Source organism: Vibrio sp. sp1 (assembly GCF_016920955.1).
Taxonomy (GTDB): domain Bacteria; phylum Pseudomonadota; class Gammaproteobacteria; order Enterobacterales; family Vibrionaceae; genus Vibrio; species Vibrio alginolyticus.
The window spans coordinates 1,486,702-1,504,774 of record NZ_CP060589.1 but is presented as its reverse complement, the minus strand read 5'-3'; the positions used below and the strand labels follow the sequence as shown (position 1 = coordinate 1,504,774).

The 18,073-nt window shown below is 45.6% G+C and carries 12 protein-coding genes and 5 tRNA genes; 6 read left to right on the top strand and 11 right to left on the bottom strand.

The genetic code is table 11. The annotated features are described in order from the left end of the window. Positions 1-148 precede the first annotated feature (148 nt). From H9L11_RS07110 to H9L11_RS07095, 4 genes are all read right to left on the bottom strand, one after another. Positions 149-1,099 (bottom strand): ABC transporter permease, encoded by a 951-nt coding sequence (locus H9L11_RS07110; protein ID WP_005384239.1) that lies wholly within the window; start codon positions 1,097-1,099, stop codon positions 149-151. Between the two features lie 2 nt (positions 1,100-1,101). Next, a complete protein-coding gene (locus H9L11_RS07105) occupies positions 1,102-2,079 on the bottom strand; it encodes an ABC transporter permease (RefSeq protein ID WP_005379110.1) in 978 nt (325 codons plus the stop codon). Positions 2,080-2,226: 147 nt separating this feature from the next. Beyond that, a complete protein-coding gene (locus tag H9L11_RS07100; protein ID WP_005379109.1) occupies positions 2,227-3,780 on the bottom strand; it encodes an ABC transporter substrate-binding protein in 1,554 nt (517 codons plus the stop codon). 92 nt (positions 3,781-3,872) lie between these two features. Then, positions 3,873-5,588, bottom strand: a complete 1,716-nt coding sequence (locus H9L11_RS07095; protein ID WP_005379108.1) for an ABC transporter ATP-binding protein — start codon at positions 5,586-5,588, stop codon at positions 3,873-3,875. A 649-nt stretch (positions 5,589-6,237) separates the two neighbouring features. Here H9L11_RS07095 and H9L11_RS07090 point away from each other — a divergent pair. Then, positions 6,238-6,963 carry an HAD family hydrolase gene (locus H9L11_RS07090; RefSeq protein ID WP_033907401.1) on the top strand — a complete coding sequence of 242 codons (726 nt, stop codon included), beginning with the start codon at positions 6,238-6,240 and terminating at the stop codon, positions 6,961-6,963. A gap of 484 nt (positions 6,964-7,447) precedes the next feature. Here the strand turns inward: H9L11_RS07090 and H9L11_RS07085 are convergent. The 5 genes from H9L11_RS07085 to H9L11_RS07065 all read right to left on the bottom strand — a co-directional run bounded on the left by H9L11_RS07085 (position 7,448) and on the right by H9L11_RS07065 (position 8,044). Continuing rightward, positions 7,448-7,524, bottom strand: a tRNA-Pro gene (locus tag H9L11_RS07085). 64 nt (positions 7,525-7,588) lie between these two features. Then, positions 7,589-7,664, bottom strand: a tRNA-His gene (locus tag H9L11_RS07080). Between the two features lie 48 nt (positions 7,665-7,712). Next, positions 7,713-7,789, bottom strand: a tRNA-Pro gene (locus H9L11_RS07075). A gap of 69 nt (positions 7,790-7,858) precedes the next feature. Further along, positions 7,859-7,934, bottom strand: a tRNA-His gene (locus tag H9L11_RS07070). A gap of 33 nt (positions 7,935-7,967) precedes the next feature. Next, positions 7,968-8,044: transfer RNA gene (locus tag H9L11_RS07065), tRNA-Arg, on the bottom strand. Between the two features lie 335 nt (positions 8,045-8,379). On the opposite strand from H9L11_RS07065, the gene H9L11_RS07060 reads away from it, so the two are divergent. Further along, a complete protein-coding gene (locus H9L11_RS07060) occupies positions 8,380-8,793 on the top strand; it encodes a cytochrome c5 family protein (RefSeq protein WP_005384252.1) in 414 nt (137 codons plus the stop codon). A gap of 73 nt (positions 8,794-8,866) precedes the next feature. Here H9L11_RS07060 and rep read toward each other — a convergent pair whose 3' ends face one another. Beyond that, positions 8,867-10,882, bottom strand: a complete 2,016-nt coding sequence (rep, locus tag H9L11_RS07055) for a DNA helicase Rep (protein WP_005379104.1) — start codon at positions 10,880-10,882, stop codon at positions 8,867-8,869. Positions 10,883-11,052: 170 nt separating this feature from the next. Between rep and H9L11_RS07050 the strand changes: the two genes are divergently transcribed. The 4 genes from H9L11_RS07050 (at position 11,053) to H9L11_RS07035 (ending at position 16,274) form a co-directional block, all read left to right on the top strand. Then, positions 11,053-11,634, top strand: coding sequence for a TetR/AcrR family transcriptional regulator (locus H9L11_RS07050; RefSeq protein ID WP_104975728.1), 582 nt, complete (start codon positions 11,053-11,055; stop codon positions 11,632-11,634). Positions 11,635-11,652: 18 nt separating this feature from the next. Next, entirely contained in the window at positions 11,653-12,756 is a 1,104-nt protein-coding gene (locus H9L11_RS07045) for an efflux RND transporter periplasmic adaptor subunit (protein ID WP_053349778.1), read from the top strand. Between the two features lie 12 nt (positions 12,757-12,768). After that, positions 12,769-15,891 (top strand): multidrug efflux RND transporter permease subunit VmeD, encoded by a 3,123-nt coding sequence (gene vmeD / locus H9L11_RS07040; RefSeq protein WP_104975727.1) that lies wholly within the window; start codon positions 12,769-12,771, stop codon positions 15,889-15,891. Between the two features lie 131 nt (positions 15,892-16,022). After that, positions 16,023-16,274 carry an accessory factor UbiK family protein gene (locus tag H9L11_RS07035; RefSeq protein WP_005379099.1) on the top strand — a complete coding sequence of 84 codons (252 nt, stop codon included), beginning with the start codon at positions 16,023-16,025 and terminating at the stop codon, positions 16,272-16,274. A 266-nt stretch (positions 16,275-16,540) separates the two neighbouring features. Here the strand turns inward: H9L11_RS07035 and ilvC are convergent, their stop codons facing one another. Next, positions 16,541-18,025 carry a ketol-acid reductoisomerase gene (ilvC, locus tag H9L11_RS07030; protein WP_005379098.1) on the bottom strand — a complete coding sequence of 495 codons (1,485 nt, stop codon included), beginning with the start codon at positions 18,023-18,025 and terminating at the stop codon, positions 16,541-16,543. Positions 18,026-18,073: the final 48 nt, after the last annotated feature.

Genomic DNA, 18,073 nt, shown 5'->3' with positions numbered 1-18,073 from the left:
TCTAAATTAGTGGGTAAGGTCATCATGGCGGAAAAGCGCCAAAAAAATGTGAACAAAGAATAACTAGCAAAAAAAGAGCCGGAATTTGCATCCGGCTCTCAGTTTAGGAAGGAATTAAGCGAATTTACAACGCTTGGTGGGAAAATTCTTATCCTTTGTACAGTTTCGGGTTGAATACATCACGTAGCCAGTCGCCCAACAGGTTGATAACCAAAACCAATGTTACGAGCACGATGCCAGGGAAAGCAGTAATCCACCATGCACCAGAGAAGATGTAGTTAAAGCCGATGCTGATTAGCGCACCCAGAGAAGGCTGATCGACTGGCAGACCTAAGCCTAGGAATGACAGCGCCGCTTCCGACATGATCGCGTTCGCTACCTGTACCGTCGAGATAACCAAGATTGGCGATAGACAGTTCGGCAGAATGTGACGGAACATGATTCGCGGCGCTTTAAAGCCCATCACACGCGCCGCTTCGACGTATTCTTTCTTCTTCTCTGCCAATACCGAGGCACGAATAGTCCGTGCGTATTGCGGCCATTCTGCCACACCGATGATCACCACCAGCATGACCACCGCATATTGGCTGTAAAAATCACTGCCAAAGCTGGCTTTAAAGATTGCAGAGACGATGATCGCGACCATCATGGTCGAGAACGATAGTTGAACATCCGCAAAGCGCATCAAGAAGCTATCGATACGACCACCGAAGTAACCCGCCGACAAACCAATGATGATACCCAGAATCAACTGAAGACCGACGGCTAAAAAGCCGATCGTCAAAGACAAACGAGAACCGTAAAGAATGGTCGATAAAATATCGCGACCTTGCTCGTCAGTACCCAACACAAAGCGCTCATCGCCATCTTCCATCCACGAAGGTGGCAACTCAGAATCCATGATGTCGATAGACGTCAGATCGTACGGGTCTGTTGGCGCAAGAATCGGTGCAGCCAATGCCAATACTAAGAACATCATAAAGACGGTAAAACTCGCCATCGCCACTTTGTCGCGTTTGAAGTAATACAGAAAATCTGACTCTTTGAAACGCTGCCACGCTGATGGAGCAGGAGCTGGTGTTAAATTTGATTGGCTCATGATTAAGCTCCTTTTCCAGTTAGGTTCACAGTTGGGTTGATGATGCCGTACAGCAAGTCAACGATGGTATTGGTTACCACGAAGATCAGACCAACAAAGATAACGTAGGCAGTGATCAGCGGTGTATCTACACGGTTGATTGCCTCTAGGAAAAGGAAGCCAGTGCCCGGCCATTGGAACACGGTTTCAGTAAGAATGGTGTAGGCCACCATGGTACCAATCTGCACGCCACCTACCGTCAATACTGGTAGCATGGTGTTCTTAAGTGCATGTTGGTAATAAATCTTTTGTAAGTTCAAACCTTTTGCTTTGGCGAACTTAATGTATTCCGAACTCAGTACTTCCAGCATTTCTGAACGTACCAAACGGATGAACAACGGCAGCATGATAGACGCTAGCGCAATACAAGGTAGGATGAGGTGCTTGATACCATCAATGGTAAAGAAGCCAGATTCCCAACCGAGTACGTTAGCGGTTTCACCTCGCCCATAGGAAGGCAGCCAGCCGAGTTCGATGGAGAAGACGTACATCAGCATGATTGCGGTTAGGAACACCGGAATCGAGATGCCGACACTACTCATCGCCATAACAAATTTGGTAAAGACACTCTTCGGGTGAATCGCGGAATACACCCCGAGTGGTATAGAGAAAACGATAATGATGAGCGTCGCGCCAAACACGAGCTCTAATGTTGCCACCAGCTTATCGAGGATCACCTCAACCGCAGGTCGCTTGAAAAAATATGAGGTACCCAAATCACCTTGCAGTGCATTACCCACAAAGCGCGTGTACTTTGTGATAAAGGGATCGTTCAGGCCCAAGTCGTCGCGTAGCGCTTGACGCTCCGATTCCGAAACCGACTGACCTACAAGCTCACGCAGCGGATCACCCAGGTTGTCCTGAATGGCAAACGCCACCAAACTGATCACAAACATCACTATCAGTGCCTGAAACAGGCGCTTGACCAGAAACGAAAACATTCCTTGCCCCTTAACTATCCATAGATCTCTAAATTAGAGAGAAAATTCAGTCTAAATAACCCACTCAATCCGACTGAAACAAAACTGAGTCGAGTGCTTTAAGTTGAGGAGGGAAATCCATCCCTCCTCAAAGTCGACTAACCGTGATTATTCAACCACTAGGTCACCGAAGTAAGGCATTACCATTGGGTTAACGATGTCTGCCGCTTTCACGTTAGACTTCGCACCCCACGCTTCACTTTGCCAGTGTAGCGGTACGAATGCTGCGTCGTTGTATAGTGTTGCTTCTACACCTTTCAGCATTTCTGCACGTTTCGCAGGATCCGTTTCTACGTTCGCAGCTTCAACCACTTTGTCCATTTCTGGGTTTGAGTAGTAACCACAGTTGTACTGACCACGACCGGTTTCTTCGTTACGAGTCATCGTTAGGAACTCGTTGAAGTTCGCTGAGTCTTCTGTATCTGAGTGCCAACCGATCATCAGCATGTCTGCCGCACACTTGTCGAACTCTGGCCAGTATTGCGCTTTTGGCATGGTCTTCAGATCAACCTTGATACCGATCTTAGACAACATTGCCGCTGCCGCTTGTGCTACTTTCGCATCATTCACGTAACGGTTGTTTGGTGCGATCATCGTTAGCGTCAGGCCGTTTTCGTAACCCGCTTCTTTCATCAGTTCTTTCGCTTTCTTCAAATCGTAGCGAGGAACCAGTTTGTCATCGTGACCTACGTAACCTGCCGGGCTTTGCTGACCAGCGGCCGTTGCGAAGCCTTTCATGATTTTCTTCACGATACCTTCGTTATTGATTGCGTGAACAATCGCTTGGCGAACGCGAACGTCTTTCAATGCTTCGTTGCTGTTTTGGTTTAGTTGGAACGTGATGATACGAGTACCAGGTAGCGTAACTAGGTCGATGCCGTCAGCATCTTCAACGCGTTTGTGGTCGTTTGGCGCTACAGGGTGAATCATGTCAACACCGCCAGAAAGCAGCGCTGCTACACGAGTTGCGTCTTCTTTGATTGGCACAAGCGTTAGCTTATCAACGTTACCTTTCGACTCTTTGTCCCAGTAATCTTTAAAGCGTTCAAATTCCACTTTTACGCCCTGTTCACGTGAAGTCACAATGAATGGACCCGTGCCAGATACGTTAGTCGATGCAAATGAGTTACCGTGCTTCACTAGCTCAGACTTGTCTTTGCCGTCCGCAGTTTTGCCAGTGTAGAACTTGCTGTCCATTGGGAAAATGTACGTTGCGGTTTGCAGCACTAGTGGGTAAGGACCTTTAGTTACAAGATCGAACGTGTTGTCGTCCACTTTGACGATTTTCTCGTACGGGTCGAAGATGTTTTTAAAGTCAGGAGAGCTTTGTAAACGCTGGAACGTCCACACGACGTCGTCAGCAGTTAGAGTATTGCCAGAATGGAATTTCACACCTTCACGCAGTTTGAAACGAACAGTCGTATCGTTAATACGTTCCCAACTTTCCGCTAGGCGAGGCTCGAAATCCATTTTTTGAGTAAAGCGAACCAACGGATCAAATACCATGTGTGACATTTGCAGTGTGCCACCTGATAGCTGCTCATGTGGGTCAAGCGATACTGGGTCAGCTGCATAGCCAACTTTGATATCTGCTGCCATTGCGTTAAAGCTTAGGCCCGCAGCCATTAGCGCCACTGCTAATTTGCTTTTCATGGTTTTCATTTGCATAACTCCTTCATGCGGGGATACGGATCCCTTGTTGTTGTGTTTGCGTCTTTGTTATGACTAAAGGTTAGCCAAGCGAATTGCTTGGTTTATGCCGTTTCGATCTCTTCTCGCAAGCCAGTAAACTCCGGCATCAGAGAAATCAATTTTTTGCTGTATTCGTGTTGAGGTGCCGTGAATAACTGTTCTGTTGGTGCCACTTCTAAAAGTGTACCCATTTGCATCACACCTACTCGGTCACACATCTGACGAATAACAGGTAAATCGTGGCTGATAAACAACATAGTCAAGTTCAGCTCACTTTGCAGATCTTTCAGCAAGTTTAGAATTTGTGCCTGTACCGATACGTCCAGTGCTGAGGTCGGTTCATCACAAATCAAAAGTCGAGGACGAGTCGCCAACGCACGCGCAATAGAAATACGCTGACGCTGACCACCGGAGAATTCATGAGGGTACTTAAGCCCAGCCATTCGACCCAAACCAACATGATCCAATAGGTCATTCACGATTTGGCGAGTTTCCGACTCGTTTTTCGTCAATTTATGGAAACGGATTGGCTCAGCAATAATATCGAATACCTTCATACGAGGGTTCATTGAAGTATATGGGTTTTGGAACACCATCTGCATTTGACGACGCATCGGGCGGCGCTCTTTCTCAGAGGTTAAAGCGGTCAGGTCAATGCCCTCGAATTTCACCTGACCAGAGTTAGGTTGGTATAAACCAGCAATCACACGTGCAATGGTCGATTTACCTGAACCAGACTCGCCCACCAAACCAAAGGTTTCGCCTTCGTGCACTTCAAAGCTCACATTATTAGATGCTTGCACGTATTCTCGGCGGCTCTCGAACAAAGAGTCTTTGGTAACAAAGCGAAGATTGACGTTCTTCACGTCCAAAAGCGGGCCAGTGTACTCACGCTCATCTTGGCTTTGTCCTAACCAGTGGTTCTTGATATCGAGTGGCTCCATTTCCGCCGCTTCTTCGATATAGCTTACTAACGGGAAACGATCTAGCTTTCTGTCTGAACGTGGTACCGCTGAAATTAGACTGCGAGTATAAGAGTGATCAGGATCGCCCAATACTTTGGCTGTTGGTCCAAACTCCACCAAGTCACCACGATACATTACCGCCACGCGATCGGTGACGTTGGAGACGACACCCATATCGTGAGTAACCAACATACAGCCGACATTGTTCTTGATACACAGCTCGCGGATCAAATTGAGGATTTGGTCTTGGATAGAAACGTCTAACGCCGTAGTTGGTTCGTCCGCAATGATGAGATCAGGCTCACCAGCCAAAGCAATGGCAATGACAACACGCTGACGCATACCACCAGAGAATTGGTGCGGGTACTGTTTTAAGCGGTTTTCTGGTTGCGGAATACCAACCTGCTGCATAAGAGAAAGCGCGCGCTGATACGCCTCTTCATCAGAGACCTTCATGTTGGCGTGGATCGTCTCTTTCAGCTGTTGCTCAACAGTAAAAAGTGGATTGAGCGAGGTCATCGGATCTTGGAAAATAAAACCTATTTTCGAGCCGCGAACCTTACGCATCGCTTCTGGTGATAGGCCAGAAATTTTTTCTCCATCCAGGAATACATCACCGCTAGCAACGCGACCTGGAGGGCTAAGCAAATCAATAACGGCGTTACCAACGGTGGATTTACCCGCACCTGATTCGCCAACAACACCCACGATTTCACCACGTTCAATATGAAAAGAAAGTGATTTCACGGCAGCGTGAACGCCGTGTCGGGATGGGTATTCAATACGAAGGTTTTTCACTTCTAATAGTGACATTTCAGACCTCTACTGCCTTGTCTGTGGTATCGAATCGCGCCAAAGGCACCATTCATCACCTGAATGAATCCGTTCAAATTCAGAATAATACTCTGAAATCTTAATGCGGAAATAATTTGGCAAAAATCACACAAAAAAGCAACAATTAAAGTATATTCCGCCGAAAAAACATTAAATAAACGCACAATTAGCGAATAAAAATGCATTAACAAGTATTTAACCATTTTCATATCACACTATTTTTGTGCGTCATGCACCAATAAAACTAGAAAAATGCTCTAAAAGTAAACATGAGCTAAACAAGATCATTAACCATATTATTCATGTGCATTTATTAACATTTAACAAACAATATCATATGCAAAAAGTGTTTTTTCAACATAAAAAACTATTAATAAAATAGTCGGCAAATACAAAAAGCCAAACTTAGGAAGATAAAGGATAGGTCAAAACGTGAACAAAACAGCAAAACCACACAAATCCTGCTCCAACGCAGATTATGCGCCACTTAAGCGGTTTATTGACTAAACCGCTATCCTCATTCGTACGTCATAAGAAAACTCGCCTGTTTTAACCCTTTACGACACAATTGAGAGTGGGATAATAGATAAACAGTGTCAAAGCCAAGCCGTAAATAAAAGGAGCCCCTGTGCTTAAAGCGATTTTTTTTGATATGGACGAGACTTTATGTGCAACGTCACAAGCCGATAAAGTTGCAGGACAAGCGTTTACAACTTGGATTCATAAGACCTACCCACAAGTTACCGAGCCAAAAGCGTTTTTGCAGCGCTACTTACAGGGTGTATACAAAAAGCTGAATGCTGAGTTCCCTCACCTTGTGGCTCTGCTACCCGATGAAAATGCCTTCCGTTGTGGCCTGATCCAAAACATCTTGGCGGAGCAAGGCGTCAGCATCACTGCAAAAGAGGCTCAACAAGCTCAAGACTACTTTGACTCTGCACGTATGGGCGCGTTCACCTTCTTCCCTGGTGTAAAAGAAATGCTCAGCGACCTTCGTCAACATTACAAACTCGTCGTGATCACTAACGGCCCGATTTTTTCTCAACACCCTAAATTAAACGCGACACAAATGAGCAACTGGGTGGACCATATTATTGTGGGAGGAGAAGAGCCAGAAGAGAAACCTGCTACAAGTATTTTCCAAAAAGCGCTCGACTTGGTCGAAGTAAAACCAGAAGAGGCTCTACACGTGGGCGACTCTTTACCTGCCGACATTGCTGGCGCTAACAATATGGGCATTTTGAGTGTGTGGGTGAATGCGACAGGCGCAAGTAACTCAACGGATATAACGCCAAGTTTTGAAATCCAAAAAACGGTAGAAGTAAAAGAAATCCTTAAAACACTCGCCCAATAAAAGCAGCGGATTAGAAAACTACAAACCCCAGACACTGCTCTGGGGTTTATTTTGTCAGCTCGAAAAGCATTTAGATCATAGGTGGTCAAAAGCCCCTAGAGCTGTACACTTTTGGGGAAAATTGAAATGGAATGCCGATTCTTTTCAGGAGAGATGCAAAAAAGCCCCAGTCTTTCGACTGAGGCTCTAAATAGCGGTCGGTGAAGAGCCGAATTCTAACTTCAGGCGAACCCCACTTGGGTTCAAATCCATTCATACATTACCGACTAATACAGTCCAAGCGAGATCATAAACTCTAAAACGACGAAAGCCTGCTAAAAAGCAAGCTTTCTAATAGTGGTCGGTAAAGAGGATTCGACGCGGCAGGGCTCCCTGCGGACTGACGTTACACCGGGCTGGTGCTCTAGCCCACGCCCCTCAGGTCCCTACACTCTAAATTTTAAATGTAAAAAAGCCCCAGTCTTTCGACTGAGGCTTTAAATAGTGGTCGGTGAAGAGGGATTCGAACCCCCGACCCTCTGGTCCCAAACCAGATGCGCTACCAAGCTGCGCTATTCACCGAACTGTATTTTCTGATTTTCTCAAATCAGACAGGACACTTCAACTAAGAAGTCACCTTAATTAATGGGGTGGCTAACGAGATTCGAACTCGCGACCACCGGAATCACAATCCAGGGCTCTACCAACTGAGCTATAGCCACCATCAATTTTTGCTGTTTACCGCTCTATTCGAGCCATAAACTAAATAGTGGTCGGTGAAGAGGGATTCGAACCCCCGACCCTCTGGTCCCAAACCAGATGCGCTACCAAGCTGCGCTATTCACCGACGATGTTTTATCTTGATTGAATCAAGATTGGGAGCAATGCTACCGCATTCAATCTAAAAAAGAAAGAATGGGGTGGCTAACGAGACTTGAACTCGCGACAACCGGAATCACAATCCGGGGCTCTACCAACTGAGCTATAGCCACCACTGATTTTTACCGATGTATCCTCCGAGGCAATGGTACGCCCGAAAGGATTCGAACCTTCGACCTTTGGCTCCGGAGGCCAACGCTCTATCCAACTGAGCTACGGGCGCATGCCCTATCGGCGGAGTGGAATAATACGGATATCACACTATGCCGTCTAGTACTTTTTTTACTTTTTTTATCGTTTGGTCTCTTTTTCGACAGTTATCTTCCGTTAAAGTGGATTTTTGATGTGATTCACGCCCTGTCATGGATAACTTGTTGTTTATTGCAACAAGTTATCGGGATATAATCACCCATTATTTACATTGATTTAACAGCTGCAACCAAGTTGTCTAATCATTCTATGCCATTCAGTGGAATTTAATGATTTCTCTGCTCGGCATTAATACTCTAACTATATAAATAGGTAAGTCACTTACCTCGGGAATGTGAAGTGGGTTTAATGGATATGTCTCGACAAATGATTAGCGTTTTGTTCGCTGCCTTAACGTTTTCTACGGCAGCTTTAGCTTCTGACATCAGCCAAACTGAATACGATGCGATCGCAGAACGCATCCAACCTGTCGGTGATGTTTATCTAGCAGGTTCTGAGCCAGTGAAAGAAGAACCAACCGGTCCACGTGATGGCGCCACAGTTTATGGTACTTTTTGTATTGCTTGTCACGCATCTGGTGTAAACGGCGCACCTAAAACAGGTAATGCCGATGATTGGGCACCGCGTATTGCACAAGGCAAAGATACGTTAGTGAAGCACGCATTAGAAGGCTTCAATGCGATGCCAGCCAAAGGAACCTGTATGGACTGTTCTGACGATGAAATCATCGCAGCAATTGACCACATGATTGAAGGTCTATAAGTAAAGACATCAACGAAAAAGGCTTGCCAGTTGGCAAGCCTTTTTGTTTTTAATCAGTGAGAACAAGGTTACTTTACTTCTTAAACATTGCTCGAATATTGGCAATGTGTGCTTGACCTTTCGCCATACGTTCTTCCGCTGATACTGGCTTTTTGTTTACTTCCCATTCAACGTCATCAAATGGTAACTCATCCAAAAAGCGGCTTTGAGTCGGTTTGATCAACTCGCCGAACTGTCGACGCTCTTTGCACATAGTGAAAGTCAGTTCACGTTGCGCGCGAGTAATACCAACGTACATCAGGCGACGCTCTTCTTCCACGTTATCTTCATCAATACTGGTTTGGTGCGGTAAAATACCTTCTTCGGACCCAATTAAGTATACATATGGGAACTCAAGGCCTTTTGATGCGTGCAAGGTCATCAGTTGTACTGCATCACTGTCTTCATCTTCTTCACCGCGCTCCATCATGTCACGCAAGGTCAAACGTTGAACGACTTCTTTTAACGTTTTCTCTTCTTGATCGTAGTTGTCACCCTCTAGGTCCGCCACTATCCATGAATAAAGATCAGAAACGTTCTTCATTCTCATTTCAGCGGCTTTCGGACTTGCTGAAGTTTCGTATAGCCAATCTTCATAATGGATATCACGAACTAGCGAACGAACCGCTTCGACGGTATCACCACGCTCAGCTTGATCAGCAATCGCCACTAGCCATTGGGTGAAACGACGCAGGTTTTCTAGGCCACGTCCCGTTAGGTGCTGTTCGAGCCCCATTTCAAAGCTCGACTCAAACAGGCTCTTCCCTCGCATATTGGCATAACTGCCTAACTTCTCTAACGTCACTGGGCCAATTTCACGTCGTGGAGTGTTCACAATGCGCAAAAATGCATTGTCGTCATCCGGATTAACCAAAACGCGCAAATACGCCATGATGTCTTTAATCTCTGCGCGCGCAAAAAACGAGGTGCCGCCAGAAATTTTATACGGTACACGGTTTTGCATCAGAGACTTTTCAATCAAACGTGATTGGTGGTTACCACGATATAGAATCGCATAATCTTTATATTCGGTACGGTTTAGGAACTTATGCGCAATTAGTTCACCCGTTACGCGCTCTGCTTCATGCTCTTCATTTTTAGCCAACAACACTTTGAGTTTTTCACCGTCAGGAATTTCAGAGAACAGGGACTTCTCATAGACGTGAGGGTTGTTAGCTATCAAAATGTTGGCCGCACGCAGGATTCGACTCGTTGAACGGTAGTTTTGCTCTAGCTTTATCAAACGCAAATTCGGATAATCTTCACCCAGCAACACGAGGTTCTGAGGTTTCGCACCACGCCATGAATAAATAGACTGATCGTCATCCCCTACGACCGTCAATCGCCCACGTTCACCGACAATTAATTTGACCAGCTCATACTGACTCGTGTTGGTATCTTGATACTCGTCAACCAGTAGGTAACGGATACGATTCTGCCAACGCTGACGAACGTCTTCATGATTACGTAAGAGTAAAACGGGCATCAAAATTAGGTCATCAAAATCGAGCGCGTTATAGGCTTTCATTTGCTTTTGGTACATATCAAAACAGAACGCAAACAATTGTTGCTGTTCACCTTGCGCACGCGCTTTGGCTTGCTCTGGCGTCAACATGTCGTTTTTCCAGTTGGAAATACAACTCAGAAGCTGACGTAGCAGATCTTTATCACCATCAAGCTGCTTTTCGGTAAGTTCTTTGAGCAGCGCTAGCTGGTCTTGGTCATCAAACAGTGAGAAGCCCGCTTTCAACCCTAAATGCTTGTACTCACGCTTGATGATGTTCAATCCTAAAGTGTGGAATGTTGATACCATCAAACCTTTAGACTCACCTTTCCCTAACGTTTGACCTACACGCTCCTTCATTTCACGTGCTGCTTTGTTGGTAAACGTCACCGCCGCAATGTTACGCGCTTTGTAACCACATTGCTGAACCAGATAAGCGATTTTATTGGTAATAACACGAGTTTTGCCCGAGCCAGCACCAGCTAGCACTAGGCATGGACCAGACACGTATTTCACGGCTTCATCTTGACTAGGGTTCAGCTTCATAGAAATTCTCTGCGGGTGATGAATGTGGCGCCTATGATAAAGGGGTGGCCTCGTGAAAGCTATGCTGATTTCTTGTAATTTTTACACCTATTAAGTGCAATATTCTGTTGCATAAATGGCGGGTATTTAAGCTATAATGAATGAACGTTCATTCACTAAAGGGTGACATTATGAAGGATAACCCTGCTGTAGATAAACGAGAACAAATCTTAGTCGCTGCTGAACAACTCATTGCTGAATCTGGCTTTCAAGGGCTTTCCATGCAAAAGCTCGCCAATGAGGCAGGTGTCGCAGCAGGGACGATTTACCGTTATTTCTCAGATAAAGAACATCTTTTAGAGGAACTACGCCTTAACGTTGCTAAGCGTGTTGCTACTGCGGTGCAACTAGGTGTTAGTGAAGAGATGCCTTTAAAACAGCGTTATCGAACCATGTGGCTCAATATTTGGAATCTAGCGAGCTCGAACTTAAGTGCGATCAGCAACCGAGTCCAATATGAATCTTTACCCTATTCAAATAGTAGCAAAGCTCGGGAACTTGAGAGACAAATGTTTGCCCAAGTAGATCTTCTTTTTAATCAGGGTAAAGACGAGGGAGTATTCAAGCTTCTCGATAACGAAGTACTTTCTGGATTAAGTTTTGAGGCAAGTGTTGCACTTGCTCGGAAACACGCTTTGGGATTTTATCAACTGGATAAGACGGCATTAGAGGCCGCTATTGAAGCCAGTTGGGATGCAATTATTAAACACTAACTTGGAGTTCTTAATAGAATGAAAAAGTGGATTTTGATGCTATCAATTGTTTTATTACTTTTTGGTAGCGTTGTTACATACAGACTAATTGATATCAAAGACAAAATGGAGCAGTTTGCCAATCGCCCTGAACCAGCATTCCCAGTAACCGTAACTGAAGTGCAAGCGGTGGATTGGGTACCAGTCATCGAGGCAATTGGTTTTATCGAGCCAAATCAAGGCGTGACGGTAGCGAACGAAACGAGCGGTGTTATCGATAAAATCGCATTTGATTCCGGTACTCAAGTCAAAGCAGGTCAGCCACTAGTACTGCTTGACTCTGACGTTGAGAAAGCGAATTTAAAGAGCTCGCAAGCCAAGTTGCCAGCAGCAGAAGCGAAATACAAACGCTACCAAGGGCTATTTAAAAAAGGCTCTATTTCTAAAGAAGCGTATGACGAAGCAGAAGCGAACTACTTCTCCTTAAAAGCGGACATTGAAAGCTTGAAAGCGACCATCGACCGACGCGAAATCAAAGCGCCATTTGATGGTGTAGTAGGTATTCGTAACGTGTACCTAGGTCAGTACCTACAAGCGGGTACCGATATTGTTCGCCTGGAAGACACCAGCGTGATGCGTTTACGCTTTACCGTGCCGCAAACCGATATTTCACGTATCAATATCGACCAAGAAGTGGATATCTTTGTTGACGCTTATCCAGACCAACCTTTCAAAGGGTCTATTTCTGCGATTGAACCAGCTGTAAACGTACAAAGTGGTTTGATTCAAGTTCAAGCGGATATCCCTAACAGTGACGGCAAACTGCGTAGTGGTATGTTCGCGCGTGCAAACATCATTCTGCCTAAGTTAGAAAATCAGGTCACTCTACCTCAAACCGCGATCACATTTACGCTATATGGCGACAATGTTTACATCGTAACAGAAGAAGATGGCGAAAAACGCGTTAAGCAGCATGTGGTAAAAGTTGGCGAACGCTCTAAAGATATCGCACACATTCTAGAAGGCGTGAAGCCAGGTGATGTGGTAGTGACATCGGGTCAAGTCCGTTTGAGTAACCATGCGAAAGTAAGCATTGTCGAAAGCGATGCAACTACCCCACCTGCTGAAACACCAATGCTTTAAGTTGGAGGCATCATGCGCTTTACAGATGTTTTTATAAAACGTCCAGTTTTAGCGGTATCGATCAGCTTTTTGATTGCATTGCTTGGTTTGCAAGCGGTGTTCAAAATGCAAGTTCGTGAGTACCCTGAAATGACGAATACGGTGGTCACCGTGACCACCAGTTACTACGGTGCAAGTGCCAACTTGATCCAAGGCTTTATTACTCAGCCATTGGAGCAAGCGGTGGCGCAAGCCGATAATATTGATTACATGACTTCGCAATCGGTACTAGGTAAATCAACCATTACTGTCAACATGAAGTTGAATACTGACCCGAATGCAGCATTGGCTGATATCTTAGCGAAAACGAACTCAGTACGTTCTCAGCTTCCAAAAGAAGCCGAAGATCCAACCGTAACCATGTCGACAGGTTCGACAACGGCGGTACTGTACATCGGCTTTACGAGTGACGAGTTATCTTCAAGCCAGATCACTGACTACCTTGAGCGTGTAATCAACCCGCAGTTGTTCACTGTAAACGGTGTATCCAAAGTTGACCTGTATGGTGGTATGAAGTACGCACTGCGCGTATGGCTAGATCCTGCCAAAATGGGCGCTTTGAAGTTGACCGCTACGGATGTGATGAGCGTTCTTAACGCCAACAACTACCAATCTGCAACCGGTCAAGCGACGGGTGAGTTCGTACTTTATAACGGTAGCGCAGATACTCAGGTATCAAACGTTGCTGAACTTGAAGCATTGGTCGTGAAAACTGGTGAAGGGGATGTCATCCGCCTAGGTGATATCGCTAAAGTAACGCTAGAGAAGAGTCACGACGTTTATCGCGCAAGTGCAAACGGTCAAGAGGCTGTGGTTGCAGCGATCAATGCAGCGCCAAGTGCTAACCCAATCAACATTGCAGCAGACGTACTTGAACTGTTGCCTCAGCTTGAGCGCAACCTACCAAGTAACATCAAAATGAACGTAATGTACGACTCAACTATCGCCATCAACGAATCGATTCACGAAGTAGTGAAAACGATTCTTGAAGCAGCAGTAATCGTACTTGTGGTTATCACACTGTTCCTGGGCTCATTCCGCGCGGTAATCATTCCTATCGTGACCATTCCACTTTCATTGATTGGTGTGGCAATGGTGATGCAGGCAATGGGTTTCTCTTGGAACTTGATGACGCTACTGGCGATGGTGCTTGCCATCGGTCTGGTGGTGGATGACGCGATCGTTGTACTAGAAAACGTTGACCGTCACATCAAAGAAGGGGAATCGCCATTCCGAGCTGCAATTATTGGTACGCGTGAAATTGCGGTTCCAGTTATCGCGATGACATTGACGCTAGGTGCAGTGTACGCGCCGATCGCGTTGATGGGTGGTATCACCGGCTCATTGTTCAAAGAGTTCGCTTTGACACTGGCAGGTTCAGTATTCGTATCCGGCATCATCGCTTTGACACTATCACCAATGATGTGTTCGAAGATGCTGAAGGCGAACGAGAAGCCAAGCAAGTTTGAGCAAAAAGTTCACCATGTACTTGATGGCATGACTAATCGCTACGCAAGCATGTTAAAAGCAATAATGGCTAGCCGACCAGTGGTGATCGTGTTTGCGATAATTGTATTCGCAAGTTTACCAGTCCTATTCAAGTTTATTCCTAGCGAGCTAGCTCCATCTGAAGATAAAGGTGTTGTAGTACTCATAGGGACCGCACCATCAAATTCGAATTTGGACTACATCCAAAACACCATGGATGATGTGAATAAGATTCTCTCTGATCAACCAGAAGTGGAATACGCTCAGGTATTTAACGGTGTACCGGATTCTAACCAAGCGTTTGGTTTAGCTACACTCAAACCATGGGGCGAACGAGAAGCGAGCCAAGCAGAAATCAAACAGCGTGTTGGCGGGCTTGTTTCGAGCATTCCGGGAATGTCTATTGCTGCCTACGAAATGCCGGAGCTACCAGGTGCTGGTTCAGGCCTTCCTGTACAGTTCGTAATTACAACGCCAAACAACTTTGAAAGTTTGTTTACCGTTGCAAATGACATTCTGTCGGAAGTAGCAAGCAGTCCAATGTTTGTCTATTCCGATCTGGATCTGAAATATGATTCTGCAACGATGAAGATCAAGATCGATAAAGACAAAGCAGGTGCCTACGGTGTGACTATGCAAGACATTGGTATCACCCTCAGCACCATGATGGCAGATGGTTATGTAAACCGTATCGACCTAAATGGCCGCTCTTATGAGGTAATTCCTCAGGTTGAGCGTAAATGGCGTCTAAACCCAGAATCGATGAAGAACTACTATGTACGCTCTGTGGATGGTAAAGCGGTTCCATTAGGTAGTCTGATTACCATTGATGTGGTGGCAGAGCCTCGCTCTTTGCCACACTTCAACCAGCTAAACTCAGCAACTGTGGGTGCTGTTACAGGCCCTGGTGTTTCGATGGGGGATGCAGTTAATTGGTTTGAAAATATTGCACAAACCAAACTGCCTGCAGGGTATAACCATGATTACATGGGCGAATCTCGTCAGTTTGTAACGGAAGGTAGTGCCTTGTATGCAACCTTTGGTCTTGCACTTGCGATCATCTTCCTCGTTCTGGCGATTCAATTTGAATCACTCCGCGATCCTATTGTCATCATGGTATCTGTACCTCTGGCAATCTGTGGTGCCTTGATCGCATTGGCCTGGGGTACAGCCTCGATGAACATCTACTCGCAGGTTGGTTTGATCACGCTGGTCGGCCTAATAACCAAGCACGGTATCTTGATCTGTGAAGTCGCCAAAGAAGAGCAGTTACATAATAAACGGTCTCGTATTGATGCGGTGATGGAAGCTGCGAAAGTGCGTCTTCGCCCTATCCTAATGACCACTGCAGCGATGATCGCAGGTCTGATCCCACTGATGTACGCAACAGGTGCAGGTGCCGCGCAACGTTTCAGTATCGGTATCGTCATCGTTGCTGGCCTTGCAATCGGTACACTGTTCACACTATTCGTGCTACCTGTGATTTACAGCTACCTAGCTGAAAAACACAAACCTCTGCCAGTATTTGTTGAAGACAAAGACTTGGAGAAGTTAGCGCGAGTTGACGAAGCGAAAGCAGCTCATCGTGAATTAGCGGATAACAGATAAGCTATTAAGGCATTCAAAAAGGTCACTTCGGTGGCCTTTTTTATTGCCGCTCTCTTTTTTGCCATCTAAGTGGCGACTTTCACGTATCATTTACTTAAAATGAGGACAAATCAAAAGGAGTTTTAGCCACTATGTTTGACCCAAAGAAATTAGAGCAAATTGCTAAACAGATTCACGACTCAATGCCTCAACCTGTAAAAGAATTGGGCTCTGATGTCGATCAGAAAGTTCGTCAAGTAATCCAAGGCCAGCTAAACAAGCTAGATGTTGTAAGTCGCGAAGAGTTTGATGTTCAAACTCAAGTTTTACTACGTACACGTCAAAAGCTAACAGAAATGGAACAGAAGTTGGCGCAACTTGAAGAAAAGCTTGCTGAAAAATAAGTATCAAAGCGCTCCTCACAAAGGAGCGTTTTTCTTATCGGCGCGCAGATAAATCGGCTAAAAACAAAAAGGCTTGGTCAACGGCGACCAAGCCTTTTGATTAGATGTTGTGTTTTATTTTGTATTTATCACTCCAGTCTGCCTGGAGTTTATCTACTGCGTTACTTGAGACTAAGTAAATTACGCTGTATTAAGGTTTCATTTCTAGGAGAAGGCGCGGACTTTACGATAGTAAACGAGCACCTTCGACACCGAAATGGAGTCATTTAGCCGCCCACCGCGATACGCTTCATATCAGTCATGTAACCACGTAGCTCTTCACCGATGTACTCTACAGGGTGGTTACGGATTGTTTCATTCACAGCGATAAGAGTCGCGTTATCCACTTGGTTAGACGTTTCACCTAAACCTTTACCAATTACGTCAGTATTTACGGCTGGCATAAACTTCTCACGTAGAAGCGGCGTTGCTACGTTAGCGAACAGGTAGTTACCGTATTCCGCAGTGTCTGAGATAACCACGTTCATCTCGTATAAACGCTTACGTGCGATAGTGTTTGCGATAAGTGGCAGCTCGTGTAGAGACTCGTAGTAAGCAGACTCATCGATGATGCCAGATGCCGTCATCGCTTCGAATGCTAGCTCAACACCCGCACGAACCATAGCAACCATCAAGATACCGTTATCGAAGTACTCTTGCTCAGAGATTTCTACGTCAGTTTCTGGGTAGTTTTCGAAAGCAGTTTCACCTGTTTCTGCACGCCAGCCTAGTAGATTTGCATCGTCGTTTGCCCAGTCAGCCATCATAGTGCTAGAGAAGTGACCGGTGATGATGTCATCCATGTGCTTGTTGTATAGCGGACGCATCAGTTCTTTTAGCTCTTCAGAAAGCTCAAATGCTTTCACTTTTGCAGGGTTAGTTAGGCGATCCATCATGTGAGTGATACCACCAAACTTCAGTGCTTCAGTGATGGTTTCCCAACCGTATTGAAGAAGCTTACCAGCGTAGCCAGGATCGATACCATCAGCAATCATCTTCTCGTAACATACGATAGAGCCAGCCTGTAGCATGCCACAAAGGATAGTTTGCTCACCCATTAGGTCAGATTTCACCTCAGCAACAAAAGAAGACTCTAGACAGCCTGCACGGTGACCACCTGTTGCTGCAGCCCAAGCTTTCGCGATATCCCAACCTTCACCTTTTGGGTCGTTCTCTGGGTGAACAGCGATAAGAGTCGGTACACCGAAACCGCGCTTGTATTCTTCACGAACTTCCGTACCTGGACATTTAGGTGCAACCATTACTACCGTTAGGTCTTTACGGATTTGCATGCCTTCTTCAACAACGTTGAAACCGTGAGAGTAACCTAGTGCTGCGCCTTCTTTCATTAACGGCATTACCGTCTCAACAACGTTTGTGTGCTGCTTATCTGGAGTAAGGTTTACTACTAGATCAGCTTGTGGAATTAGCGTTTCGTAGCTACCTACCTCAAAACCGTTGTCTTTTGCGTTTTTGAATGACTGGCGTTGCTCATCAATCGCGGCTTGGCGAAGCGCATAAGCAACGTCTAGACCAGAGTCGCGCATGTTCAGACCTTGGTTAAGACCTTGAGCACCACAACCTACAATGACTACTTTCTTACCTTTCAGATAATCCGCTTCTGAAGCGAACTCACTGCGGTCCATAAAACGACAACGACCTAATTGGTCCAACTGCTCGCGCAAGTTTAGGGTATTGAAATAATTAGCCATCTGGGTGCTCCTTTGAGATTCTTCCATTGAGGTCAGTAATTGCCTTAC

Excerpts from the sequence above, each read along its gene's own strand:
- H9L11_RS07045 (WP_053349778.1), top strand. The coding sequence starts at position 11,653 with ATGAAAAAGTGGATTTTGATGCTATCAATTGTTTTATTACTTTTTGGT.
- H9L11_RS07100 (WP_005379109.1), bottom strand. The coding sequence starts at position 3,780 with ATGAAAACCATGAAAAGCAAATTAGCAGTGGCGCTAATGGCTGCGGGC.
- H9L11_RS07095 (WP_005379108.1), bottom strand. The coding sequence starts at position 5,588 with ATGTCACTATTAGAAGTGAAAAACCTTCGTATTGAATACCCATCCCGA.
- rep (WP_005379104.1), bottom strand. The coding sequence starts at position 10,882 with ATGAAGCTGAACCCTAGTCAAGATGAAGCCGTGAAATACGTGTCTGGT.
- H9L11_RS07050 (WP_104975728.1), top strand. The coding sequence starts at position 11,053 with ATGAAGGATAACCCTGCTGTAGATAAACGAGAACAAATCTTAGTCGCT.
- ilvC (WP_005379098.1), bottom strand. The coding sequence starts at position 18,025 with ATGGCTAATTATTTCAATACCCTAAACTTGCGCGAGCAGTTGGACCAA.
- H9L11_RS07105 (WP_005379110.1), bottom strand. The coding sequence starts at position 2,079 with ATGTTTTCGTTTCTGGTCAAGCGCCTGTTTCAGGCACTGATAGTGATG.
- H9L11_RS07060 (WP_005384252.1), top strand. The coding sequence starts at position 8,380 with ATGGATATGTCTCGACAAATGATTAGCGTTTTGTTCGCTGCCTTAACG.
- H9L11_RS07035 (WP_005379099.1), top strand. The coding sequence starts at position 16,023 with ATGTTTGACCCAAAGAAATTAGAGCAAATTGCTAAACAGATTCACGAC.
- vmeD (WP_104975727.1), top strand. The coding sequence starts at position 12,769 with ATGCGCTTTACAGATGTTTTTATAAAACGTCCAGTTTTAGCGGTATCG.
- H9L11_RS07110 (WP_005384239.1), bottom strand. The coding sequence starts at position 1,099 with ATGAGCCAATCAAATTTAACACCAGCTCCTGCTCCATCAGCGTGGCAG.